We start from the raw sequence: 25,188 nt of genomic DNA, 5'->3' as shown, positions 1-25,188 counted from the left end.
GTGACGGTTCACACCGGTCGTGGCCCATCTCTCCATACGGGGTCCGACTCGATCCTGCCTCTCGGTACGCTTGCGCCCATGTATGGATACGGCCAGCCCATGGACGGAGGGGCCGCGCAGGCGGGCTACGCCCCTCCGCAGCAGCCCATGTCCGGCGGCTACGGCCAGCAGCCACCGCTCTACCCCGAGCCGTCCCCGCCCTCGCTCGCGGACGCGGTGCGTGCCTTCACCACCGGGCAGGTGACCGCGGAGGACTTCCAGCAGGTCTTCGCGACCTCGAAGGTCTACTGCCCGCGCGGTGACAACCCCGGCTTCCTCGCCCTGCACAACACCCAGCAGCCGGTGATCCCGATGTTCACCTCGCTGAAGGAGCTGCGCCGGTACGCGGGCAAGGAGTCCAAGTACTTCGTGATCACCGGCGCCGAGGTGATCGACCTGCTGCCCACCGGCTACGGCTTCGTCCTGGACATGGAGGGCGAGCACCGCATGGTCTTCGACGCGAAGGCGGTCGAGCAGATGGTCGACTTCGCGATGCGCCGGATGTACGGGTAACCGCTTTTTCGCGCCGTTCCCTGGCGGAAAAATCCCCGCTGTGATTGTCACAGCCATGCCATAGAGTGCCCCCAGGCAGCCGCGCCCCGCACGTCACCGCTGTTTCACGGTTCACGTCCGGGTGCCGCGCGGCGCTCTCTCGTCTCCCGGCTCTGCCGGGGTCTTCTGTGGGGGTTCATCACTGTGCGCATGCGCAGCACTTCGGCCGCGACGGCGCTCGCGGTCCTGTTCAGCTCGGCGGCGCTGAGCGTCGTGGCCGCCGGTCCGGCGTCGGCGGCCTCCGCCAAGGTCGGCACGCCCGGCGGCATCGTCGCGGACGGACAGCGGGTCTTTCTCGGTGACCGCTCGGCCGGCACCGTCCTCGTCGCCGACCACTCCGGCGCCGTGCTCGCCTCGGTGAGCGGTGTTCCCGGGGTCTCGGACCTGGCGCTGTCGGACGACGGCAGCACCCTGTACGCCACGGCACGGGACACCCACGAGATCGTGGCTCTCGACGCGGCCACTCTCGATGAGAAGGCCCGCTACCCGGTCGCCACCGACACGGGCCCCGTCCACCTCGAGTTCGCCGCGGGCAAGGTCTGGTTCACGTACGGCGATCAGTGGGACGGCGACCTCGGCTCGGTCGACCCGGCGGTGGACCCGGCGAGCGGTACGGACCCGGTGGCGCTGGCCCAGTTCCCGACCGAGGGAACTTCGGTCGGGATGTGGGGTCAGCCGCTGCTGGACACCGACCCGCTGCGTCCGGGCCTGCTGGCCATCGCCGAGACCGGGCTGTCCACGAGCGCGATGGCCGTCGTCGACGTGTCGAGCGGCACGCCCCAGCTGACCGCGTGGCACAACGGCGACTACTCACTGAACGACGGCATCGGGGACATCGACCTCGTCGCCGGCGCCGACCAGGTGCTCGTCAACGGCACCGACCGTGACGCCTACGCGGAGGGCAAGTTCACCAAGGCCGGGGCCTACCCGGCTGGGCAGCGGGCCGACGTCGGGCGCAGCGGCCTGATCGCCCAGAGCTCGGGCACCAAGGTCGCGGTCTATCGGCCGAACGCCACGCAGCCGCTGCGTACCTACAGCACCGGCGCGGTCGACGTGGCCTGGGCCCCGGACTCCTCCCGGATCTTCGCCCTGGTCCCGAGCAGCGGCGGCTACACGCTGAAGGCGCTCACCGACCCGACCCTCAACGTTCCCACCCTCACGGTCAACGCCCCGTCGACCGCCACCCGCGCCAAGACGCTCACCGTCACCGGCAAGATCTCGGCGACGGTGCCGCTGCCGACCGGTGTCCAGTTGAGCGTCACCCGTACCGACCTGGAGAGCCCGAGCGGCAAGGCGCTGGCGCCCGTCACGGTGAAGGCGGACGGCACCTACTCCTTCACGGACGTCCCGCCGGCCGGTGGCAAGGTCACCTACAAGGTCCGGTACGCGGGCGACGCCACGCACACCGCGGTGAGCGCCTCCGACTCCGTCGAGGTCTCCCGTGCCTCGACCTCGCTGAGCCTGAACAACAACGGCAAGCTGTACAGCTACGGCGCCGACGTCAAGTTCACCGCGCACCTCGGCACGACGTACAAGAACCGCTCGGTGGAGATCTGGGCCAACCCCTTCGGCTCGGACCGGCCCAACAAGCTGATCAAGAGCGGCACGGTCAACTCCGACGGCAACATCGCCGCCTGGGTCGACATGACCCGGGACACCACGGTCACCGCGGTGTTCAAGGGCGACGCCCGCTACAAGCCGAAGACGGTGAAGGTCACGGCGTACGGCAAGGCCAAGGTCTCCACCGCCGTCTCCAAGCACTACAAGACGGCGAAGATCGGCTCGACGACGTACTACTGGTTCCACAAGAGCACCGACCCGCTGCTCACGACCACGATGAACTACTACGCGGGCCGCCAGCAGCGCTTCGACCTCCAGGTCTACTACGGCGGCACGTGGTACTCGGCGGACTCGCAGTACTTCCCGATCGGCACGAACGGCAAGTCGGCCATCACCCTGGAGGCGCCCGGTGAGTCGGGCATCCGGGCGCGGATGCGGTCGGTGTACGTCAACGGCTCGTCCGGCGACACCGTGAACTCGACGGCCTACGGGTCCTGGAAGTACCTGTACTTCAGCAACTGACGCCGCCACGGCTCGGACGGCGGGAGCCCGGGGGGAATGCCCTCCGGGCTCTTTCCGTTAGGGGTGGCAGGAAGTTCAATGCTCAACTAAACTGGACGCACAAGGCAAGGAGGTACCGACATGCCCGCAGTGACCGTCGAGAACCCGCTGACGCTGCCCCGTGTCGCCGCGCCCGCGGACGCCGTGGCCCGTCCCGTACTCACCGTCACGACCGCCCCGAGCGGTTTCGAGGGCGAGGGCTTCCCGGTGCGCCGAGCGTTCGCCGGGATCAACTACCGCCATCTGGACCCGTTCATCATGATGGACCAGATGGGCGAGGTGGACTACGCGCCGGGAGAGCCCAAGGGCACCCCCTGGCATCCGCACCGCGGCTTCGAGACCGTCACCTACATCATCGACGGGATCTTCGACCACCAGGACTCCAACGGCGGTGGCGGCACGATCACCAACGGCGACACCCAGTGGATGACCGCGGGCGGCGGCATCCTCCACATCGAGGCGCCGCCGGAGCAGCTCGTCATGTCGGGCGGCCTCTTCCACGGCCTCCAGCTGTGGGTGAACCTCCCCGCCAAGGACAAGATGATGGCGCCGCGCTACCAGGACATCCGCGGCGGCCACGTCCAGCTGCTGACCACGCCCGACGGCGGCGCGCTGCTGCGGGTGATCGCCGGTGAGCTCGACGGGCACGCCGGTCCCGGCATCACGCACACGCCGATCACGATGATCCACGCGACGGTGGCCCCGGGCGCCGAGGTCACGCTGCCCTGGCGCGAGGACTTCAACGGCCTGGCCTACGTGCTCGCGGGCCAGGGCTCGGTCGGCGCCGAGCGCCGTCCGATCCGGCTCGGCCAGACCGCGGTCTTCGGCGCGGGCGGTTCGCTGACCGTGCGCGCGGACGAGAAGCAGGACTCCCACACCCCGGACCTGGAGGTCGTCCTGCTGGGCGGACAGCCCATCCGGGAGCCGATGGCGCACTACGGCCCGTTCGTGATGAACACCCGCGAGGAGCTCCAGCAGGCCTTCGAGGACTTCCAGAAGGGACGCCTCGGGACCATCCCCGCCGTGCACGGGATGACCGAGGGCGGTCCGCAGAACGCGCGCTGACACCCCGTCACCCGGGTGGGCCTGCCGGAAGGTGGGCCCACCCTTCGCGTGGTCGGCTGGGAGCGTGCCGGACTCCCGATCGCTGCTGCCCGAACCCGTGCGCCGGGTCGCAGCCTGGTGCGCCGTCATTCTGCTGGCCGCAGGGGTGGGGTACGTCGGCATCCGGCTGTGCGCGGAGCTGCGTACGGCCGTCGTGCCCGTGCTGTTGGCGTTGCTCGGTACCGCGCTGCTCGGGCCGCTGCACCGGCGGCTGGTGAAGGCGCACGTCAACCGGTCCGTGGCCGCCGCGCTGACCTGCGTCGCCGTGGTGGGGGTGGTCGGCGGGGCCGTGTACATCGTCGTCGCCGCGCTCATCGACAGCGGGGACCAGATCGTCACCTCGCTGCGGACCGCGGGGAACGATCTCGCCGATCACTTCGGGGCCGCGGGCACGTCGCTGGACGACATCGCCTCCAACGCCCAGGAACTTCTCACCAAGTTCGGCGGGACCGCCGCCTCGGGCGTCATCAGCGGGGTGAGCGTCGTGGGCGAGACCATCGCCATGGCCGTACTGGCGCTGCTGCTGGTCTTCTTCTTCCTGCGGGACTCCGACCGGGCCGCCGGGACGCTGCGGTCGATGGCGCCGCGCGGCAGCGCCGACACTCTGGAGGCGATGGCGCGGCGGGCCTTCGAGGCCGTCGAGGGGTTCATGCGGGGCACGACCTTCATCGCGTTCATCGACGCGATCCTCATCACCATCGGGCTGCTGATCCTCGATGTGCCGGGTGCCGCCGGGCTGGGCGCACTCGTCTTCGTCGGTGCCTACATCCCTTACCTCGGCGCCTTTCTCTCCGGGGCCGTCGCCGTGCTGGTCGCGCTCGCCGACCGGGGGTTCGTGATCGCGCTGTGGGCGCTCGGGGTGGTGCTCGGGGTGCAGGTGCTGGAGGGGCATGTGCTCCAGCCGATGATCCAGAGCCGGACCGTGCAGATGCACCCGGCGATGGTGATGGTCACGATCACCGCGGGCGCCTCCGTGGCCGGCATCCTCGGCATGCTGCTGGCCGTACCGCTCACCGCGGCCGCCTTCGGCGTCATGGAGGAGCTGCGGACCCGCTACGGCACCTCCGCCCCGGACAGGTCCTAGTAGGGCTTGGTCAGGTCGGTTGTGGTGTTGCGTGTCCTGCTGGGCCGGTGTGGCGTTGAGAGTGTGTGACTCCGGACGAGATTGCGTTGGTGCGTGGTGAGTTGGAGACGTTCGCGGCGGAGGTGTTCGAGCCGTTTGCGCGCAGGGATCAGCGACGGTGGGGGCAGGTCTATCTGCGGGGGCTGCTGACCGACGGGCAGCGTAAATCGGTCGAGCCGATGGCCGCCCGCCTGGGTGAGGACGGGAACCGGCAGGCACTGGCCAACTTCATCACCACCAGTCCCTGGGACCCGGCACACATCCGGGCCCAGCTCGCCTGGCGGATGGAGGAGAGGATCGGGCCCGACGCCTTCGTCTTCGACGACACAGGGTTCCTCAAGGACGGGACTGCCTCGGCGTGTGTGTCGCGGCAGTACACCGGCACGGCCGGCAAGGTCACCAATTGCCAGGTCGGCGTCTCCCTCCACCTCGCGTCCGACCACGCCTCGGCGGCGGTCAACTGGCGGTTGTTCCTGCCCCAGAGCTGGGATCCCGCCTCGCCGAAGGCCGATGCGGACAAGGTCGCCCGCCGCACAGCCTGCGGTATCCCGGACGATGTCGGGCATGTGGAGAAGTGGCAGCTGGCCCTGGATATGCTCGACGAGACCCGCTCCTGGGGCATCGAGGTGCCGCTGGCCGTCGCGGACGCCGGATACGGTGACGCCGCCGCGTTCCGGAACGGACTGCAGGAACGCGGCCTGAACTACGTGGTGGGGATCTCCACCACGCTGTCTGCCCAGCCCGCCGACGCGGTGCCGGTGGCCGAACCGCACTCCGGGTCCGGACGCCCGCCGGTGGCGAAGTATCCCGACAAGCCGCGGCCGGTGAAGGAGCTGGTCATCGCGGCGGGCCGGAAGGCGGCCCGGCCGGTGCAGTGGCGGGAGGGCTCCCGGCCCGGCACCGGCCGCTCCGGCCGCAAGCGGATGTACTCCCGCTTCGTGGCGCTGCGGATCCGGCCCGCCGGACGCGAGGTCCGCCAGCACGTCGACGGCCCGGAACTGCCTGTGTGCTGGCTGCTGGCCGAATGGCCGGCCGGCGAGAGCGAGCCGGTGCAGTACTGGCTGTCCGACCTGCCCTCCGGCATGCCCCTGACCACACTGGTCCGCCTCGCCAAACTCCGCTGGCGCATCGAGCACGACTACCGGGAGATGAAACAGGCCCTGGGACTCGCCCACTTCGAGGGCCGGACCTGGAACGGATGGCACCACCACGTCACCCTCGTCTCCGTCGCGCACGCCTTCTGCACGCTGCAACGACTGGCCCGGACCCCAAAAGAAGCAGCGCCGGCCTGAGCCTCTACCAAGTCGTCCGCGAGCTACAGACACTCCTCGCCCTTTGGGCCGGCGCCTGCCCCACCTGCCACCGGGACATACCCACACCCATACGAACCTGACCAAGCCCTACTAGCCGTCCTGAGCGCTCTCCGCCAGCTCGAACCAGATGCTCTTGCCCTCGCCCCGCGGATCGACCCCCCACGTGTCCGCGAGCAGCTCGATCAGCATCAGGCCCCGGCCCGAGGAGGCCAGCTCCCCGGGGCGCCGCTTGTGCGGGAGGTCGTCGCTGGTGTCCGTGACCTCCACGCGCATCCGGCGCCGGCCCGCCTCGCCGTGCACCTCCGCCAGCAGCAGGGCGTCGGCGTCGGTGTGGACCAGGACGTTGGTCAGCGTCTCGGAGAGCAGCAGGACCGCGGAGTCGACCTGGTCGGCGGAGATCCAGTCGTGCAGCAGCTCGCGGAGCTGGTGCCGGGCCACCGCGATCCGCTCGGGCTCGTCCTGCGCCACCGTCAGCATGGCGCGGCGGACCGTCGGCCGTACGGCCGTCACCGTCTCGCCGCAGCCGCAGCCCTCCCCCTCGCGGCACAGCAGCAGGACCGCTATGTCGTCCTCGCGCCGGTCCGCCAGCGGGCCGGTGGTGTGGTGCGAGGAGGGGCCGTGCACCGCCTGGACCAGGGCGTCGGACAGGGCCTCCAGATCGCCCTGGTGGTCCTCCAGGATCGAGCGGATCCGCTTCCAGCCGGTCTCCAGGTCATGGCCGCCGGTCTCGATCAGACCGTCGGTGCACAGCAGCATCGTCTCGCCGGGCTCCAGGGTGAGCCTCGTCGTCGGATAGTCCGCGTCCGGGTCGATCCCGAGCGGCAGCCCGCCCGCCGTCGGCCGGGTCAGCACCGTGCCGTCCGCCATCCGGATCGCCGGGTCGGGGTGCCCGGCGCGGGCGACGTCCAGGGTGGCCGAGGCGGGGTCCACCTCGACGTACAGGCAGGTCGCGAAGCGCAGGTCGAGCAGTTCCGGATCGTCGTCGTCCGTCATGCCGTGCAGGAAGCGGGAGGCCCGGGAGAGCACGGCGTCCGGGCGGTGGCCCTCGGAGGCGTAGGCGCGCAGGGCGATCCGGAGCTGCCCCATCAGGCCCGCCGCCCGTACGTCATGGCCCTGGACGTCCCCGATGACCAGGGCGAACCGGCCGCCCGGCAGCGGGATCATGTCGTACCAGTCACCGCCGACCTGGAGGCCGCCGCCGGTGGGCACATAGCGGGCGGCGACGCTCATGCCCGGTATCTCCTGCGGGCCCAGCATCGGCAGCATGGAGCGCTGGAGCCCGTCGGTGAGCTCGCGCTGGGTCTCCGCGGCCCCGGCCCGGGACAGCGCCTGCGCCAGCATCCGGGCCACCGTCGTCAGCACCGACCGCTCGTCGGGCGTGAACGCCACCGGATAGGTGAAGGCCGCCATCCAGGCGCCCATCGTCCGCCCGGCCACCGTCAGCGGCAGGAACGCCCACGAGCGGCGCCCGAAGTGTGCCGCGAGCGGCCAGGTCACCGGGTAGCGGGAGCGGTACTGCTCGGGCGTGGAGAGATAGACGGCCCGGCCGGTGCGCACCACCTCGGCGGCCGGATAGTCGGTCTGGAGGGACATGTGCGTGAACGGGTCCTCGTCGCCGGGCTGCTGACCGTGGTGGCCGATGATCGTCAGCCGGTCCGCCTCCACGCCGAACACCGCGAGCCCGTCCGGCGAGAAGCCCGGCATCGACAGCCCGGCCGCCACCCGCAGCACCTCCGCCGTGGACCGCGCCTCCGCGAGCGCCCGGCCCGCGTCCAGCAGGAACGCCTCCCGCGAGCGCCGCCAGTCCCCGGTGACCGCACCCCGCCCGGCCGGGGTGCCCGGCGTGGGCTCGGTGACCTCCTGGAGGGTGCCGATCACCTCGTAGGCCCGTTTGTGCGGGTCGAAGGAGGGCTTGAAACGGCTGCGGGTGATCCGGACGACCTCGCCCCGCTCGTCCATGATCCGCACCCGCACCTCGCCGAGGGTGCCCTCGGCGACGGCGAGCTGGATCACTCCGGCGATCTCGTTCCAGTCGACCGGGTGCAGCCGGGCGCGTACCTGGGACTCCCGGAGCGTGGCCCGTTCCTCGGGCAGCCCGAGCAGCCGGGCCGCCTCGGCGTCGACCGTGACCAGCCCGGTGGCGGTGGACCAGTGCCATTGGCCCGTCGCCAGGGCGGCGAGAACCTCCTGCACGGCGGGCAGGGGCTCACCAGTGCGCATTGCCCCACTCTAAGAAGAGGTCAACCGAGGCTGCCACCGAAGGGGCCCCGGTTAATGGTGGGGAGCCGATCTTTGGGTGGCCGGTACCCTTGGGAGGTCCGGGCACTAGGCCCCGGAGATTCCCGATCCGCGAAGGCTGGATGAACGACGATGCATCGGTACAGGTCCCACACCTGCGGCGAGCTCCGCGCCTCTGACGTCGAGAGCGACGTCCGGCTCAGTGGCTGGCTGCACAATCGGCGCGACCTGGGCGGCATCCTCTTCATCGATCTGCGCGATCACTACGGCATCACGCAGCTTGTCGCCCGCCCCGGCACGCCCGCCTACGAGGCCCTGGACAAGCTGTCCAAGGAGTCCACGGTGCGGGTGGACGGCAAGGTTGTTTCACGTGGAACCGAGAACGTGAACCCCGACCTGCCCACCGGCGAGATCGAGGTCGAGGTCGGCGAGGTCGAGCTGCTCGGCGCCGCCGCCCCGCTGCCGTTCACGATCAACGCCGAGGACGGGGTCAACGAGGAGCGGCGCCTCGAGTACCGCTTCCTGGACCTGCGGCGCGAGCGCATGCACAAGAACATCATGCTGCGTACGGCGGTCATCTCGGCGATCCGTCACAAGATGACGGCGCTGGGCTTCAACGAGATGGCGACCCCGATCCTGTCCGCGACCTCCCCCGAGGGCGCCCGTGACTTCGTGGTCCCCTCCCGCCTGAACCCGGGCAAGTTCTACGCCCTCCCCCAGGCGCCGCAGCAGTTCAAGCAGCTGCTGATGATCTCCGGCTTCGACCGGTACTTCCAGATCGCGCCCTGCTTCCGTGACGAGGACGCCCGCGCCGACCGTTCGCCGGGCGAGTTCTACCAGCTCGACGTCGAGATGAGCTTCGTCGAGCAGGAGGACGTCTTCCAGCCGATCGAGAAGCTCATGACGGAGCTGTTCGAGGAGTTCGGCAACGGCCGTCACGTCACCTCCCCCTTCCCGCGGATCCCGTTCCGCGAGGCGATGCTGAAGTACGGCTCCGACAAGCCGGACCTGCGGGCCCAGCTGGAGCTCGTCGACATCACCGATGTCTTCGAGGGCTCGGAGTTCAAGGCGTTCGCGGGCAAGCACGTGCGTGCCCTGGCGGTGCCGGACGTCTCCGCGCAGCCCCGGAAGTTCTTCGACCAGCTCGGTGACTTCGCGGTCTCGCAGGGCGCGAAGGGCCTGGCCTGGGTGCGGGTGGCCGAGGACGGCTCGCTGTCCGGCCCGATCGCGAAGTTCCTCACCGAGGAGAACGTCGCCGAGCTGACCAAGCGCCTCTCCCTGGCCGCCGGTCACGCCGTGTTCTTCGGCGCGGGCGAGTTCGACGAGGTCTCCAAGATCATGGGCGCAGTCCGGGTCGAGGCCGCCAAGCGCGCCGGGCACTTCGAGGAGGGCGTCTTCCGGTTCTGCTGGATCGTCGACTTCCCGATGTACGAGAAGGACGAGGACACCGGGAAGATCGACTTCTCGCACAACCCGTTCTCGATGCCGCAGGGCGGTCTTGAGGCCCTGGAGACCCAGGACCCGCTGGACATCCTGGGCTGGCAGTACGACATCGTCTGCAACGGCGTCGAGCTGTCCTCCGGCGCGATCCGGAACCACGAGCCGGAGATCATGCTGAAGGCGTTCGAGATCGCCGGCTACGACCGGGACACCGTCGAGGAGCAGTTCGCCGGCATGCTCCGCGCGTTCCGCTTCGGCGCCCCGCCGCACGGCGGCATCGCCCCCGGCGTCGACCGCATCGTGATGCTGTTGGCGGACGAGCCGAACATCCGCGAGACCATCGCCTTCCCGCTCAACGGCAACGCCCAGGACCTGATGATGGGCGCGCCGACGGAGCTGGACGAGACGCGGCTGAGGGAGCTGCACCTCTCGGTGCGCAAGCCGCAGCCGAAGTAGTAGGCGGTTGAGAGAAGGGCCCGGACCCAGGGATGGGTTCCGGGCCCTTTCCACAGGCAGCCACAGGCGACGCCCATGCTCCTTACAGCCGCCTTGCCTAGCGTCCTGGGGCATGACGGGAAACCACACGGCCGAAGGGCCGAAGCACAAGCGGGACTTGACGCGTCGTAAGGTCGTCGTCGCCGGAGCCGGGGCGGTCGCCGCGGTGGGCGTGGGCGGCACGTTCGCGGCGGGCGCGTTCGCGGACGACAGCGGTGACAGCGCCACGGACACCACGTCCGAGACCTGCTACAAGCTCACCTCGGAGACCACCGAGGGGCCGTACTACATCGACGCCGACAAGATCCGCCGGGACATCACCGAGGACAAGGAGGGCATCCCGCTCGTCCTGAACCTCAAGGTGATCGACAACGAGACGTGCAGGCCGGTCGCGAACGCCGCCGTCGACATCTGGCACTGCGACGCGCTCGGCATCTACTCGGGCTACGAGAGCCTGTCGACCGGCGGTGGTGGCGGCACGCCCCCGACGGACGCGCCGACCGACCTGCCCTCCGGCACCCCGACCGGCGAACCGCCGTCCGGCGCTCCCTCCGGCGGCACGGGCGGCGGGATCCACGAGGAGCCCACCGACGACGAGCGCTATCTGCGCGGCACCTGGAAGACCGACAAGCAGGGCCGGGTCACGTTCCGGACGATCTTCCCGGGCTGGTACCGGGGCCGTACCGTCCACATCCACACCAAGGTGCATGTGGACGGCGAGTGGACGGACGCCGGTTACGAGGGCGGCCACACCTGCCACACCGGCCAGTTCTTCTTCGACGAGGAGTCCGTCCTCGCCTCCGCCGAGGTCGAGCCGTACTCGACCTCGACGACCGAGCGCACCACGCTGGAACAGGACACGATCTACGACCAGTCCGGCACCGCGGGCGGCCTGCTCAAGCTGAAGTACAACAAGAAGAACATCGCCAAGGGCGTCGTCGGCTCCATCACGATGGGCGTCGACCCGGACGCGACGAACACCGGTACCTGAGCCGACGCCCAACCGCTCAGATGACCCAGAGCAGCCCGTCACCGCCGAGCAGTGTGCCGTTGCTCTGGGTCAGGCCGATCGAGGGGCCGGTGAAGACGCGGGCGCCGGTGCCGGTCGGGCGGGAGGTGCCGCCGGGGAGGACGAAGACGGCGCCGGTGGAGTTGTTCTCGCCGGACGCTCCGACGTAAAGCTCCGGGCGGCCGTCCTTGTTCACGTCGCCCGCCGAGACCGTCGTACCGAAGAAGTCGTCGGTCTCGGAGGTGCTGGGCACGCCGGAGGTGTCCTGGGTGAAGGTGTACGCGCCGGTGCCCAGGGCGCCCGAGGCGCGGCCGGGGATCACGGTGACCGCACCGGCCCGCGGCACGCCGCCGACGTTCTCGTAGGGCGCGCCGACCACGATGTCGGCGAGCCCGTCCCGGTTGAGGTCGGCCACCGTGAGCCCGCCGCCGAAGGCGTCGTCCTTCTCGCTCGCGCCGGGCACGCCCGCGGTGTTCTGGGTGAGCTGGACCGGCTCGGTGGCATTGGATATGCCGTTCGCGGAGCCGTACCAGACCAGGACCCGGCCGCCGAGCATGCCGTCCGCGCCCGCGACCGCGGGCTCGTCCGGGTCACCGGCCACGAGGTCGGCGTAGCCGTCGCCGTTGACGTCGCCGGAGGCGGCGATCAGGCCGTTGCCGGTCAGCTCCGTCCCGGGTGAGAACGTCGTGTGCACGCGGCCGCCGGTCAGATCGCCGTCCCGGGCGGTGACGACGGCCGGGGCGGGCACCCCGTCGCCGTTGAAGTCGCCGAGCGCGACCGACTCCACGGACCCGGTGTCCATGTTGAGGATGCCGACGCCGAAGGTCCCGGTGCGCGAGAAGGGGCCCGTGAAGTGCACGGACGCGTCGTAACCGGCGGCCGCCACCCAGGTCTTGGACGCGGCGCCGAGGCTGAGCGCGGCGATGTCCTGGCCGTAGAGGTGCGGGGCCTCGGACGGCGACGGCAGGTCCGTGCCGGTCGTCAGGCCGCTCTTGCTGCCCCAGAGGACCGTCACCGTACCGGCGTCGGTCCCCTTCGACGTGTCCTCGTACGGCGAGCCGACCACGAGGTCGGCATACCCGTCCCGGTTCAGGTCCGCCGTCGCGGTGGCGGCGCCGAACCGGTCGTACGCCTCCGCCGTGCCCGGCACCCCGGAGGTGTTCTGCGTGATCGTCTTGCGTCGGCTCGCCGCGAGCCCGGAGGACGAGCCGTACAGCACGACCACCGCCCCGGCGGCCTGCTTGCCGGAGACGTTCGCCCCCGGCGCGGGCAGTACGGCGTCCTTGTAGCCGTCGCCGTTGAAGTCTCCGGGCACCCCGCCGTGCACGGCCTGCGCCGGCCCGAGCGTGCCCATCGTGAGCCCCGCCGCCAGCAGCGCGGCCACACCCCATCTGCGCATCTGAACTTCCCGTCTAGGAAAGGAGCTTGTAGCCGCCGAAACCGGTCGCGATCTTCGTGCGCGAGCCGAACGATCCCTTGCCGTCCCCGCTGTTGCGCCAGAGGTTGCCGCTGGTGTCGCGGGAGACGAGGTCGGCCCGACCGTCGTCGGTGATGTCGCCGACGCCCACGACCGCGTTGTAGGTACCGCCCCAGTCGCTGAAGAGCTTCACGCGGGCCGCGAAGGTGCCGTCGCCCTTGCCGTCGTAGCGGTAGAGGGTGTTGGCCTTGTCCTGGGCGAGCAGGTCGGCCTTGCCGTCGCCGGTGATGTCACCGACGCCCACGATCTTCTTGTACGTCTTCCAGTCGTCGTAGAGCTTCACGCGGGCGGAGAGCTTGCCCGTGCTGGTGCCCTTGTAGAGGTAGACGGCGCCGGTGGAGGCATTGCGGACCAGCAGGTCCGGGCGGCCGTCGCCGCTGAGGTCACCCGGCGAGGTCAGCACGTCGTACTGGGTCCAGCCGCTGGTGGCCAGCGTGGTGTACGACGTCGACGGCTTGACCGTCGAACCACAGCCCGGCTTGTACAGGCGCAGGGCGCCGCTGCTGTAGCGGACGAGGACGTCGTTGCAGCGATCGCCGCTCAGGTCGCCGAAGGGGATCGCCTTGATGGTGGTGGGCCAGCCGGTGCCGGTGGTCTTCTCGCCGAACTTGCCGGTGCCCGTGCCGCTGTGCCAGGTCAGGCCGCCGGAGGAGTTGAGGGTGAGCAGATCGCCTCGGCCGTCGGGGCCGTCGGGGCTGGTGAAGTCGTGCCGGACCGGGGTGCCTCGCTGGAGGAAGAGCTCCCCGCTGGTGACCGTCGACGCGGTGGAACTGCCGAGGCCGGTGGCCTTGAGGGTCCACTTGGTCCAGCCGTTGGGGAAGCGGACCCCGTCCGCCGTACCGTTCCAGGACGCCGACACCTCGGCCGCGGTCGCGCCGCCGGTGACCGTGCGGGTGGCCTTGCCGTTCGCGCCGCTCTGGACGGAAGTGAAGGTCAGGGACCAGGAGGTGACCGGGCGGGACAGCAGCCAGGTGCCCCTCCAGGGCAGTGCCGAGGACGGTTCCGTGTCGTAGTCGGCCTCCGTCCGGAACGCCGTCGGCGCGGACGGGGTGATGCCCGTGGTGGCGACCTGGGCGCGCTCGTACAGGTCGAACCAGGCCACCAGGCCCGTGTACTCGTCGACGGTCCAGCGGTACCGGCGGTCCGCGGCGACCCCGCTGTCGGGCAGGTGGGAGGCGATCACGTGGGTGGTGCCGGTGGCCGCCTCGGTGAGGACCAGGGTGGCGGCCTTGTGGTCGTGGCGGACGGTGAAGCCGTCGCCGAGCAGGACGTCACCGGGGGCGACCGCCTTCGACGTACCGGCCTTGGTGTCGTACACGCCCGCCGAGGCCGACCCGCAGGCCCAGTACACCCAGCGGCCCGCAGCCTGGAGCTCGCTCGGCACACAGCCGAGGCCCGGCACGGTCACGGTCGCGGTCGTCTTGTTCGTGGTGAGGCTGTACGAGGTCAGCTGGCCCGCGGTGGTGGTGGCGCTCCACAGAGTGGGGCCGTTGAGGGCGGCGGCGCGGACCGACCGCTTCAGCCGCCGGCCCTGGCCGAACTCGCCGACGTACTGCGTGGATCCGGAGTTGTAGACGGCATAGTCGTCGGAGACGTCGACGATGGCGCCACCCCCGGTGCCGAACTCCAGGTCGCTGCCCGCGACGGAGTTGATCCGGTCGGCGTTCTCCAGACCGCTGCCGCCTTCGTCACCGTCGTAGAACGTGCTGAGGTAGACGTCGTCCGGCTCGCTGCCGGTGTTGCCCCACAGCGGGATGCACGTGGTGCTGCCCGCCTGCGGGCAGACCGCCTTGGACGAGAGCTGGGCGCTGTCCACGGCCGCGCCGGCGGTCAGCTCGGTGGAGCCGTCGGTCGTCAGGGAGCGCAGGGTCGTGTAGCGGCCGGAGTCGACGACGCGCAGGCTGCCCCGGCTGAGCGCGATGCCCCGCTTGGCCTTCTCCGTCGCCGGGACCTGGTAGCGCTTCTCCAGGGCCGGGGTGCCGTCCGCGGCCTCGCTGACCCGCTGGAGCCACCAGTCGTCGGCGCCGGTGCCGCCGGTGACCAGGGCGGTGTCGCCGGGGGCGGGGAGCACGTAGTCGCCGGCGTTCGACAGCACCGTCCGCGTGGAGCCGTCGGTGAGCGAGAGGGCGACGACCTCCAGGCCGGACGGCAGCAGGACCCAGTCGCCGACGAGGACCGGCTCGCCGTTGATCTCGTCGGGATACGGCAGCGTGACGACCTGCTCCGGGGTGGCGAGGTCGGTACGGGACTTCAGGTGCAGTTCGCCCGTGGTGGCGTCGTACCAGCCGATGCGGTCCGCGCTCATCACGTAGTCGTCGGTGTCGCCCGCGAACGCCTCGGTGCTCACGGCCGACTCGACGTCGATGTAGTGGATCCCGCCGTTGCGCGCCCACAGCACACCCTTGGAGTCCGCGGCGACGATCTGGTTGTCCAGGATGTTCGTGGTCTCGCCGGTGACGCGGCGGGTGCGCTGGGCGCCGTCGACGAAGTCGATCAGGGCGTTGTTGGTGACGATGGTGTCCCCGGCCAGGGCCCGGTAGTAGCCCTCGCTGGAGCCGCTCCAGGTCACGGCCTTGGAGGTGGCCGTCGCCGGGTCCCAGAGAGTGACGGACGGGGCGGACAGCGCCGAGGGCAGGGCGACCAGGTCGCTGTCCGACCCGTACCAGGCCGTACGGCACGCGGAGTAGAGGTAGGTGCAGCTGCTGACCGGGGTGTAGACGCCGTCCGCGGTCCCGACGGTGACCGTGTCACCGCTCGCGTAGTCCGTCCACAGCAGCCCGGTCAGCCCGTCCGCCCGGTGCAGGTAGCCGCTCTCGCCCGCGACGAACGGGCGGTCCTCGCGCGGCTCGGTGGAGCTCGGATCGCTCAGCGCGATCCGGGTGGTGGCGGCCTCGGCCGCCTCCGCGGTGTCGCCGCCGTCCGACAGGACGACCACGGACGTGGCCGCGACGGCGACCACCAGCGAGGAGACGGCAGCGGCCAGACCGCCCCGTCTCAGGGCGTGTCTGCCCACGTGAGGTTCCCTCCCCCGCGAGGGTCCCCGCCCTCGCACAAGTGGCCGGATGCTACCAGCGGTTGATCACCGTCGTGGCGTCGGGCCTCAGCCCTTGTCGGCGGTTCCGGAGAGCTTGCGGCTGCGGCGGCGCAGGGCCGGGCCGAGGCGGACCAGGACGCGCTTCTCGATGCCCGCGACGCGGCGCTCCATGGCGGCGAGCTGCTTGCGCGTGGCCTCCAGCTGCTTGATCGCCGTGTCGAGGCGGTCGGCCGTCGCCGCGGCGCGCTTCTCGGCGGAGGCGAGCTTGCCGCGGAGTTCGTCGTTCTTCTTGGTGGCCGCCGTGAGCTTGGTGGTGAGCTTCGACTCGGAGAGCGTGACGCGCTCGCGCAGGCGGCTCATGCGGTAACGGTTCTGCCCGTCCTCCGTGCCGTCCCAGACCTGCATCGACGGGGGCAGGTCCAGGCCGGCCATCCGGGCGTCGAAGGCCGCACCGCCGTCGCCGTGCTGGTAGGCGTTGTCCAGGCCGTTGCGGGTGAGGAACGCGGTGATGCGCTCGAACCGCTCGCCGTGACCCTTGATCATGGCCGAGAAGTCGGCGGCCTCGTACAGGTCACGCGGGTCGGTGTCGGCGGTCAGCCCGGAGAGCTGGCGGTGCGGGATGTCGAAGTACCGGCACAGCTCCAGGGTGCGCGAGTCGTGGGTGAGGACGACCGCGGGGGTGCCGGCCAGGAGGGCGGCGATGTTGCCGTGGATCCGGGTGCCGTAGGCGAAGTCGTAGGCGCGCAGCTCGTCGATCCAGGTCGCCGGGTCCAGCGGCATGCGCACCTTGTTCTCGCGCAGCAGGTCGTGGGTCAGCAGCTGCGGGAAGGGGTCCGTGGCACCGGACTCGGGCGTGGTGTCGCCCCACAGCAGCAGCTCCGCGTCCACGGTGTTCTGCGCGTAGTAGGTGAAGTTGGGGTAGCGCGCGTGGCCGTGGTCGGCGATGCCGGATATGGGGCCGACGGGGCGCGCGTTCGGCGACATGTTGATGGCGATGCGCGAGTCGGCGGTGATCTCCGTGGCGCGGATCGCGGGGAAGGTGTCGCCGTACAGGAACATCGACGGGCAGCCCATGATGTCGATGCGGTCGTCTGGGACGCCGTGGTCCCTGAGGTAGCGGGCGGTGAGTTCGCCGCGGACGCCGATGGACGCGGAACGGTCGAGGACGGCCCGTGCGAAGCGCTTCACGGACGCTTCCATCGGCTTGAGCATGTCGGTCGCGTAGTCGTCCGTCGCCTGGGCGCCGACGCCGAACACCACCACCGGGATGGTGAGCTGCTCGATCAGCTTGGAGAGCCGGTCCAGGGAGGCCTGGAACTGGGGGCGGAAGGCGTTGGCGAGGGGGACGACGAAGACGTCGTACTGCTCGTTGATCTCCGCCGCGCGCTCGGCCGAGTGGTTGGTGCGGATGCCGTTGGAGGTGACCTCGGTGTCCGGGGTCGTCAGCATCTTGTGGGCGGAGTCGCTGAAGAGCAGGTTGCCCGTGTTCGTCCCGATGAGGTCCTGGTGGATGAACTCGGTGGGACTGGCGACCCGGAGAGGACTCTTCCCGGATCGGATCAGGATGCGCTTCACGACGTTCCTAGAGGCAGATGCGCCTCCTGCGAGGCGAGCGATGAATGTTGAAATCGAACACTATACGGAAGTAAATGAATAGTGAAGAAGTTGTCATCGCTCGCCGAACCGCTGGTGACTACCGTGCGACGTACTGCGTCAGGATCGCCTGGACCTCGTAGATGTCCACGCCCTTGGTGAAGGTCTTGGTGATCGGCAGCTGGGCGCCGGAGACCCAGATCTTCAGCTCGGCGTCGAGGTCGAAGGTGCCGGCCGTCTCCACGGCGAAGTGGGTGATGCTGCGGTAGGGGATGGAGTGGTACTCCGTCTTCTTACCGGTGATGCCCTGCTTGTCGACCAGGATCAGCCGGCGGTCGGTGAACAGGATGGTGTCGCGGATCAGCAGGTAGGCGGTGTGCACCGTCTCGCCCTGGCCGAGCAGCTTGGCGTAGTCCTGCGCCGCCTGCGCCGGGTCGATCGGGTGCGCGTTGCCGAAAAGAGCCATGAGAGGACCCCCCACTCGAACGTCGTGCGGCCTTGACCGACCGCATGATCATTGGCCAGATATACCTGGTGAGTGAGGGGTCCGAGAAGGGCTGTTACGCCGCTGTTTCCCCGCCGAAGCGCTCCTTGTACGTTTCCAGGTCCTCGTCCGTGAGCTTGGCGAACAGCACCGGCGGAACGGTGAAGGGGGTGCCGGCCGGGACCGAGGTCAGGGACTTCGCCTCGTCCGCCGAGACCCAGGTCGCGGTGTCGTCGGCGAGCGCGAACGCCTGCCGCATCGCCGCAGCGGACGCCGGGATGAAGGGTTCCGAGACGACCGCGTACAGGTGGATCAGGTTCATCGCGGTGCGCAGGGTGAGGGCCGCGCCGTCCTTGTCGGTCTTGATCTCCAGCCAGGGGGCCTTCTCCTCCAGGTAGGAGTTGCCCGCGGACCACAGCGCGCGCAGGGCGGCCGCGGCCTTACGGAACTGGAGGGCCTCCATGTGCTCCTCGTACTCGGCGAGCAGCCGGGCGATCTCCTCGCCGAGCCGGGCCTCCGCCTCGCCGGGCTCGCCGCCCGCCGGGACCTCCTCACCGAAGCGCTTCTTGGAGAAGGACAGCACCCGGTTGACGAAGTTGCCGAGGGTGTCGGCGAGGTCCTTGTTGACCGTCGCCGTGAAGTGCTCCCAGGTGAAGGAGGAGTCGTCCGACTCGGGGGCGTTCGCGATCAGGAAGTAGCGCCAGTAGTCGGCCGGGAGGATGGCGAGCGCCTGGTCCGTGAAGACACCGCGCTTCTGGCTCGTGGAGAACTTTCCGCCGTAGTACGTCAGCCAGTTGAAGGCCTTGACGTAGTCGACCTTCTTCCACGGCTCGCGCACGCCGAGTTCGGTGGCCGGGAACATCACCGTGTGGAACGGGACGTTGTCCTTCGCCATGAACTCGGTGTAGCGGACGGTGTCGTCGGCGTCGTACCACCACGACTTCCAGTCGCGGTTCTCCGGGTCCTGGTCCGCCCACTCCTTCGTCGCGCCGATGTACTCGATCGGGGCGTCGAACCAGACGTAGAAGACCTTGCCCTCGGCCGCCAGCTCCGGCCATGTGTCGGCCGGGACGGGGACGCCCCAGTCGAGGTCGCGGGTGATCGCGCGGTCGTGCAGGCCCTCGGTGAGCCACTTGTGGGCGATCGAGGAGGCCAGGTGCGGCCACTGGCCGTCGTGCCGGGCGACCCATTCGCGGACCTCGTTCTCCAGCTTGGACTGGAGGAGGAAGAGGTGCTTGGTCTCGCGGACCTCCAGGTCGGTGGAGCCGGAGATCGCCGAGCGGGGGTTGATCAGGTCGGTCGGGTCCAGGACGCGGGTGCAGTTCTCGCACTGGTCGCCGCGGGCCTTGTCGTAGCCGCAGTGGGGGCAGGTGCCCTCGACGTAGCGGTCCGGGAGGAAGCGGCCGTCGGTGGGGCTGTACACCTGGCGGATGGCGCGCTCTTCGATGAAGCCGTTCTCGTGGAGCTTGCGGGCGAAGTGCTGGGTGATCTCGCGGTTCTCCGGGCTGGAGCTGCGGCCGAAGTAGTCGAAGGCCAGGGCGAAGCCGTCGTAGACCGCCTTCTGCGCGTCGTGCGCCTGCGCGCAGAACTCGTCGACCGGGAGGCCCTGCTCCTTCGCGGCCAGTTCGGCGGGGGTGCCGTGCTCGTCCGTCGCGCAGATGTACAGGACGTCGTGGCCGCGCTGACGGAGGTACCTCGCGTACACGTCCGCCGGGAGCATGGACCCCACCATGTTGCCCAGGTGCTTGATCCCGTTGATGTACGGAAGGGCGCTGGTGATGAGGTGTCGAGCCATGGCTTGGCTGCTCCCGGGTCGGTCGATTTACGAACCTTGAAATCGTAGCCGACATGGGTGGGCCGCCCGCTTCCCGTTTTAAGGGGTGGGAAGGGGCGGCCGGTTTGCGTTTCTTGCGGTTTCCTACGGTTTCTTACGGGCGCCAGTCCGCGAGTACGCCCGTGTAGAGCTCGGTGTCGGTGAGCTCTCGGGGGGTCGGGCCCGCGTGGAAGAACGACGTGTTGCCGGTCTTCAGTTTGCGGAGGTAGTCGAAGGCCTTGTTGTCGTGCTCGCCGAAGGCGACGAAGGCGAAGTGGATGTGGGGGTGGTTCTTCGCGGCGTCGGAGAGGGCCTGGGTGGCGGGGGTCTTCGCGTCCGGGGCGCCGTCGGTCTGGAAGATCACGAGGGCGGGGGCTTCGGGGGTCGCGGTCTTCTGGTGGGTGGCGATGACTTCCTCGACGGCTACGTGGTAGCTGGTACGGCCCATGCGGCCGAGGCCGGCGTGCAGCTCGTCGATCTTGTTCTCGTGCTCGGTGAGGGTGAGCTCGCCGGTGCCGTCCAGTTCGGTGGAGAAGAAGGTGACGTGGACGGTGGCGTCGGCGTCGAGGTGGGCGGCGAGGGCGAGGGTCTGCTCGGCGAGGGCCTGGGCGGAGCCGTCCTTGTAGTACGGGCGCATGCTCGCGGAGCGGTCGAGGACGAGGTAGGTCTTGGCTCGGGTGCCGGTGAGGTTGTGCTGCGTGAGGGCGGTGGTTGCGGCCTTGTACGCGGTGGCGAGGCCGGGGGCGCGGGTCTTGAGCGCGGCGAGTGTGGTGGCCGGCTGACCGGCCTCGGCTTCGCCTTCGGCCGAGTCGTTCCCACCCGCACCACCCGTGACACTTTCGTCGTCGACTGCGGGTGGCCCCTGTGGGGCGACCTCGCCGTCGGCGGCCGCGGGCTCGCCGGCCTGCGGCTCCTCCTCCACGGCGGCAACCACCGGCTCCACGACGGGCTCCGCCACAACCTCCACGACGGGCTCGGGCGCGACCTCAGCCACGGGCTCGGCTGCTGCGACCGGCTCGGGCTCGGCCTCTACGACGGGCTCGGGCTCCACGACGGGCTCCGGCTCAACCTCCGCCACGGGCTCGGCCTCCACGACCGGCTCAGGCTCGGCTTCGACGACGGGCTCTGCCGCTGCGACCGGCTCGGGCTCGGCCTCTACGACGGGCTCGGGGTCCACTGTCGACTCGGGCTCCGCGACCGGCTCGGCTTCTGCCGTCGGCTCCGCCACGGGCTCCGGCTCAGGCTCGACCACAGGCTCGGTTTCGGCCACCGGCTCCACGACCGGCTCCGGCTCGATGACCGGCTCGGCATCCGCCACCGGCTCCACGACCGCGTCCACCACGGGCTCCGGCTCCGCCACCGGCTCAGCCGCTGCGACCGGCTCGGGCTCCGGCTCGACTACCGGCTCGGGCTCGGCCACCGGCTCCGGCTTGGTCTCCGCAACCGGCTCCGCAACCGGCTCTGCGGCCGGCTCCGTCTCCGGTGAGCCCTGCTGCTTCGGGACCGTGACGTTGTCGAAGGCTGCTGAGACCAGTTCGTGTTCGTCGTCGTCCGTTGACGGGCGGGGGTCCGGAACCCTGGTTTCCGGGGTGGGCGTCGGGGTCGGATCCGGCGTCTGTTCCAGGGAAGGCGTGCTGGGTGCACCCTCTGCCTCGGCCGTGCGCTCCTTTCGGGAGCGGCCGAATGCGTTCCGCAGGAGAGTGAGAATGCCCATGTGCGCAACCCTTCGCATGAGTTGTATCCCGTCAATCCCTGGCCAGGACGGACACGTAAGGTTAGCCGCCCCGGAGCGTGATCTTGGGCCGGGATCGCCTGTCGGACCAACTCGGCTTCCGATACCTCTAGTTCACCCTTCGTTCATCACGCGTCCCCGCTTTCGCACAGCCGTCCCTTTACCGTCCGTCTGGCTGGATTCAAGGGGAAGCAAGGGGAGAACAAAGTGCGCATTCCGCTGCCGCTCATCAGAACGTCGGACGGGTCCCACGCCGGTGGCCGTTCCGCCATGACCTGCCGTTTCCGGTGTGGTGACGCCTGTTTCCACGAGGTGCCCAACACCACCGCAAACCCGTACGTCGGCGACATCATCGCCGGCGCCCTGAGCCGCCGTAGCGTCATGCGTGCCGCCGCCGTCGTGACCGCCGCTGCCGCCGCCGGTACCGCCGCCTCCGTCGCCGCCGCGCCCGCCGCCGAGGCCGCGACCGACGCCACCAAGCACAAGCCCAGCAGCAAGGGTGCCCGTGGTCTGCGGTTCACCGCCGTTGCGCCCAACACCAACGACGCCGTCACCGTGCCCGACGGTTACGGCCAGAATGTCGTCATTCGCTGGGGCGAGCCCATTCTGCGTGGTGCGCCCGCCTTCGACCCGGAGAAGCAGACCGCCAAGGCGCAGGCCCAGCAGTTCGGGTACAACTGTGACTTCCTTGCCCTGCTGCCCCTTCCCGGTGAGTACAACCGGCAGATTCTCGTCGCCAATCACGAGTACACCGACGAGATTCTGATGTTCCGTGGCTATGACGCCGCCAACCCCACGCGCGAGCAGGTCGAGATTGCCTGGGCCGCGCACGGCCTTTCCGCGGTTGTGGTGGAGGGCGAGCGGAAGACGGGTGCGCTCAAGCCCGTTTCCCGGCACCCGCTCAACCGGCGTATCACCGCCACGACGGAATTCCGGATCACCGGGCCCGCCGCCGGGTCCGACCTGCTCAAGACCTCCGCCGACCCCTCCGGCACCAAGGCCCTCGGCACGCTCAACAACTGCGCCGGTGGCACCACCCCGTGGGGCACCACGCTGCACGGCGAGGAGAACTTCAACCAGTACTTCGCCAACAGCAGCCGCGCCACGGACAAGCGGTACGGCATCGGCACCGGCGCCACCGAGCGCAAGTGGGAGCTCTTCGACAAGCGGTTCGACGTCGCTCAGGAGCCCAATGAAGTGCATCGGTTCGGGTACGTCGTCGAGCTCGACCCGTACGACCCGCACTCCACGCCCCGCAAGCACACCGCTCTCGGTCGCTTCAAGCACGAGGGTGCCACCGTGCGGCTCACCAGCGACGGGCGTCCGGTCGTCTACACCGGTGACGACGAGCGGTTCGACTACTTCTACAAGTTCGTCGGCAGCAAGCGGATGATGAAGGGCACCTCCCGCGCGGCCCGTGAGCACAACCTCTCGCTGCTCGACGAGGGCACCCTCTACGTCGCCAAGCTCACCGGTGACTCCCCCGCCATCGAGATCGACGGCACCGGCAAGCTCCCGGCCGACGGCGAGTTCGACGGCTCCGGTGAGTGGATCCCGCTGGCCACCGCCACCGCCAAGGGCGCCGTCAGCCACGTCGAGGGCATGAGCGCCGAGGAGGTGTTCGTCTTCACGCGGCTCGCCGGTGACAAGGTGGGCGCCACGAAGATGGACCGCCCCGAGGACGTCGAGCCCAACCCGCACACCGGCAAGGTGTACGTCGCCCTCACCAACAACTCCAACCGCGGCAAGACCGGCTACGCCGGCGTCGACGAGGCCAACCCGCGCAACCTCAACAAGCACGGCCAGGTCCTTGAGCTGACCGAGCGCTGGAACTGCGCCGACAGCACCAAGTTCGCCTGGAGCCTGTTCCTGGTCGCGGGCGACCCCAACGACCCGGCCACCTACTTCGCGGGCTTCCCGAAGGACCAGGTCAGCCCCATCTCCTGCCCGGACAACGTCGCCTTCGACCCGCACGGCAACCTGTGGATCTCCACCGACGGTGCCCAGCTCGGTTCGCACGACGGCCTCTTCGGTGTCGCTACGCGCGGTGACCGGCGTGGTGAGCTGAAGCAGTTCCTGACCGTGCCCAAGGGCGCCGAGACCTGCGGCCCGCTCGTCCAGGACCGGCGGGTGGTGGTGGCCGTGCAGCACCCGGGTGAGATCGACGGCGCCGACGTCGACAACCCGGCCTCCACCTGGCCCGACGGTCCCGGCACCTACGTCCGCCCGGCCGTCGTGGCCGTGTGGCGCAAGGACGGCTGCGACATCGGCGTCTGAGTCTCGACAACGGGCTCGACAGCCGCAGTGGGCTGAGCAGTGGCTGGAACCGGCGGGCCTCCCGCGCCGTCGCGTTCCAGCCACTTGCGGTACTCGGGGGCGTTCCGCGCCGCCTCCCGGTACGCCTCCTCCAGAGCGGGGAACGCCCCGTTCAGGTCGGCGTCCGCGCGGGCCGCGAGCAGCAGCCGCACTCCCAAGGGGTCGCCGCGCAGTCTGCGTACCGCCATGTCGGGGCGGGGCAGGGCGGTGGGCTGACAGACGGTGACGGCCTCGCCGATCGCGACCAGGGCCGCGGCCGTGTGGTAGTCGCCGTGCAGGACGTCCGGGGCGACCCCGGCGTCCCGGAACATCCGGCGCACCCCGTCCCACTCGCCGTCCACGCTCGGGTCGATCATCCACCGGTCGCCGGCCAGGTCGTACACCTCGACCTCGGTCTTCGCGGTGGCCGGATGGTCGGCGGGCAGGGAGACGAACTGCGGTTCGCGTTCCATCAGGACGCGTAGGCGCAGTTCGCCGGGTATGTGCAGCGGGGTGCCCTCCACCTCGTGCACGAAGGCGACGTCGAGCTGGCCGTCGGCGACCATGCGCAGCAGGGTGTTGGCGGAGACGTCCATGCGGAGCGTGGGCTCCCGGCCGTCGCCGCGCAGTCGGCGCAGCCAGCCCGCCAGGGCCCGGCTCGCGGTGGAGCCGACCCTCAGGCGCGGGCCGCCCGTGGCGGCCGAGCGGGCCTCGGTGACCAGGGAGCGCATTTCGGCCACCAAAGGGCGGGCCCGGCTGAGTACCAGGCGGCCCAGCGGGGTAGGGCGGCAGCCGGTGCGGGTCCGCAGGAACAGCGCGCCGCCCAGCTCCTGCTCGATCCGGCGCAACTGTGTGCTCAACGACGGCTGTGCGACGCCGAGTTGCCGCGCGGCCCGGTGCAGACTGCCGGTGTCGGCTATCGCGCACAGCGCGCGGAGGTGCCTGACCGACGGCTCGTCTACGAGGAGCGGCCCCTTCGCCTGCGGCAGCCGAAACTTGCGCGGCTGGCACAGGCGAAGGGGCCGCCCTTTGCGGCAACGGTGCTGTCCCGTTGCCCTTCGTCGTTCACGACCGGCTCACAGGTGCCGGAACTCACCGATGACGACTCACCGTTCCTGAGCACCGAGCGGGCACGAGCCCCTTGGCGGCGCCGCCCCGAACGGTCTTGGGCGGGCTGGTCGTCCACTTTCGCATCCTGGGCGGCGGCGCTCGTCACGCGAACGATCCGATCCAGGCGGGCGGAGTCCCTGGCGATCCGGCCCTGTGAAGTGTGGCCAGAGGCGGCGGAGAGGCCCGAACCCATCCGCTGGTGAGAGCGGGGCCCCG

16 protein-coding genes are annotated in these 25,188 nt (G+C 70.2%); 8 read left to right on the top strand and 8 right to left on the bottom strand.

What is annotated here, in order from left to right; genetic code table 11:
- Nucleotides 1-78: 78 nt before the first annotated feature.
- From BN159_RS21485 to BN159_RS21465, 5 genes are all read left to right on the top strand, one after another.
- Complete coding sequence (locus tag BN159_RS21485; RefSeq protein WP_015659106.1) at nt 79-552, top strand: SseB family protein; 474 nt, start codon at nt 79-81, stop codon at nt 550-552.
- A gap of 189 nt (nt 553-741) precedes the next feature.
- A complete protein-coding gene (locus BN159_RS21480) occupies nt 742-2,673 on the top strand; it encodes a YncE family protein (protein ID WP_015659105.1) in 1,932 nt (643 codons plus the stop codon).
- Between the two features lie 120 nt (nt 2,674-2,793).
- On the top strand, nt 2,794-3,777 hold the full coding sequence (locus BN159_RS21475) for a pirin family protein (RefSeq protein ID WP_015659104.1): 984 nt from the start codon (nt 2,794-2,796) through the stop codon (nt 3,775-3,777).
- Nucleotides 3,778-3,841: 64 nt separating this feature from the next.
- The gene (locus BN159_RS21470; RefSeq protein ID WP_015659103.1) at nt 3,842-4,900 is read left to right on the top strand and encodes an AI-2E family transporter; all 1,059 of its coding nucleotides are present in this window, start codon (nt 3,842-3,844) and stop codon (nt 4,898-4,900) included.
- A 65-nt stretch (nt 4,901-4,965) separates the two neighbouring features.
- The gene (locus BN159_RS21465) at nt 4,966-6,231 is read left to right on the top strand and encodes an IS701 family transposase (RefSeq protein WP_015655222.1); all 1,266 of its coding nucleotides are present in this window, start codon (nt 4,966-4,968) and stop codon (nt 6,229-6,231) included.
- Between the two features lie 111 nt (nt 6,232-6,342).
- Here BN159_RS21465 and BN159_RS21460 read toward each other — a convergent pair whose 3' ends face one another.
- On the bottom strand, nt 6,343-8,472 hold the full coding sequence (locus tag BN159_RS21460) for a SpoIIE family protein phosphatase (RefSeq protein ID WP_015659102.1): 2,130 nt from the start codon (nt 8,470-8,472) through the stop codon (nt 6,343-6,345).
- A gap of 150 nt (nt 8,473-8,622) precedes the next feature.
- Here BN159_RS21460 and aspS point away from each other — a divergent pair, with 150 nt between their 5' ends.
- Together aspS and BN159_RS21450 are read left to right on the top strand one after the other, a co-directional pair.
- Nucleotides 8,623-10,386 (top strand): aspartate--tRNA ligase, encoded by a 1,764-nt coding sequence (gene aspS, locus BN159_RS21455; RefSeq protein WP_015659101.1) that lies wholly within the window; start codon nt 8,623-8,625, stop codon nt 10,384-10,386.
- A 112-nt stretch (nt 10,387-10,498) separates the two neighbouring features.
- Nucleotides 10,499-11,416, top strand: a complete 918-nt coding sequence (locus BN159_RS21450) for an intradiol ring-cleavage dioxygenase (RefSeq protein ID WP_015659100.1) — start codon at nt 10,499-10,501, stop codon at nt 11,414-11,416.
- 16 nt (nt 11,417-11,432) lie between these two features.
- Here BN159_RS21450 and BN159_RS21445 read toward each other — a convergent pair whose 3' ends face one another.
- From BN159_RS21445 to BN159_RS21420, 6 genes are all read right to left on the bottom strand, one after another.
- Nucleotides 11,433-12,833 (bottom strand): FG-GAP-like repeat-containing protein, encoded by a 1,401-nt coding sequence (locus BN159_RS21445; protein WP_015659099.1) that lies wholly within the window; start codon nt 12,831-12,833, stop codon nt 11,433-11,435.
- 13 nt (nt 12,834-12,846) lie between these two features.
- On the bottom strand, nt 12,847-15,924 hold the full coding sequence (locus tag BN159_RS42900) for an FG-GAP repeat domain-containing protein (RefSeq protein ID WP_015659098.1): 3,078 nt from the start codon (nt 15,922-15,924) through the stop codon (nt 12,847-12,849).
- A gap of 87 nt (nt 15,925-16,011) precedes the next feature.
- Entirely contained in the window at nt 16,012-17,520 is a 1,509-nt protein-coding gene (locus BN159_RS21435; RefSeq protein WP_015659097.1) for a polysaccharide pyruvyl transferase family protein, read from the bottom strand.
- Nucleotides 17,521-17,638: 118 nt separating this feature from the next.
- Nucleotides 17,639-18,004 (bottom strand): PH domain-containing protein, encoded by a 366-nt coding sequence (locus tag BN159_RS21430; protein WP_015659096.1) that lies wholly within the window; start codon nt 18,002-18,004, stop codon nt 17,639-17,641.
- A gap of 94 nt (nt 18,005-18,098) precedes the next feature.
- Nucleotides 18,099-19,817, bottom strand: coding sequence for a methionine--tRNA ligase (gene metG / locus BN159_RS21425; protein ID WP_015659095.1), 1,719 nt, complete (start codon nt 19,815-19,817; stop codon nt 18,099-18,101).
- 133 nt (nt 19,818-19,950) lie between these two features.
- On the bottom strand, nt 19,951-21,549 hold the full coding sequence (locus BN159_RS21420) for a VWA domain-containing protein (protein ID WP_015659094.1): 1,599 nt from the start codon (nt 21,547-21,549) through the stop codon (nt 19,951-19,953).
- Between the two features lie 225 nt (nt 21,550-21,774).
- Between BN159_RS21420 and BN159_RS21415 the strand changes: the two genes are divergently transcribed.
- On the top strand, nt 21,775-23,844 hold the full coding sequence (locus BN159_RS21415; RefSeq protein WP_015659093.1) for a PhoX family protein: 2,070 nt from the start codon (nt 21,775-21,777) through the stop codon (nt 23,842-23,844).
- On the opposite strand, the gene BN159_RS21410 is transcribed toward BN159_RS21415, so the two are convergent.
- On the bottom strand, nt 23,784-24,851 hold the full coding sequence (locus BN159_RS21410; protein ID WP_078598848.1) for a LysR family transcriptional regulator: 1,068 nt from the start codon (nt 24,849-24,851) through the stop codon (nt 23,784-23,786). The genes BN159_RS21415 and BN159_RS21410 overlap by 61 nt on opposite strands.
- Nucleotides 24,852-25,188: the final 337 nt, after the last annotated feature.

Source organism: Streptomyces davaonensis JCM 4913 (genome assembly GCF_000349325.1).
GTDB classification, from domain to species: Bacteria; Actinomycetota; Actinomycetes; order Streptomycetales; family Streptomycetaceae; genus Streptomyces; species Streptomyces davaonensis.
Note: the sequence above shows the minus strand (reverse complement) of the source record. Positions and strands in the feature narration are given on the sequence as shown.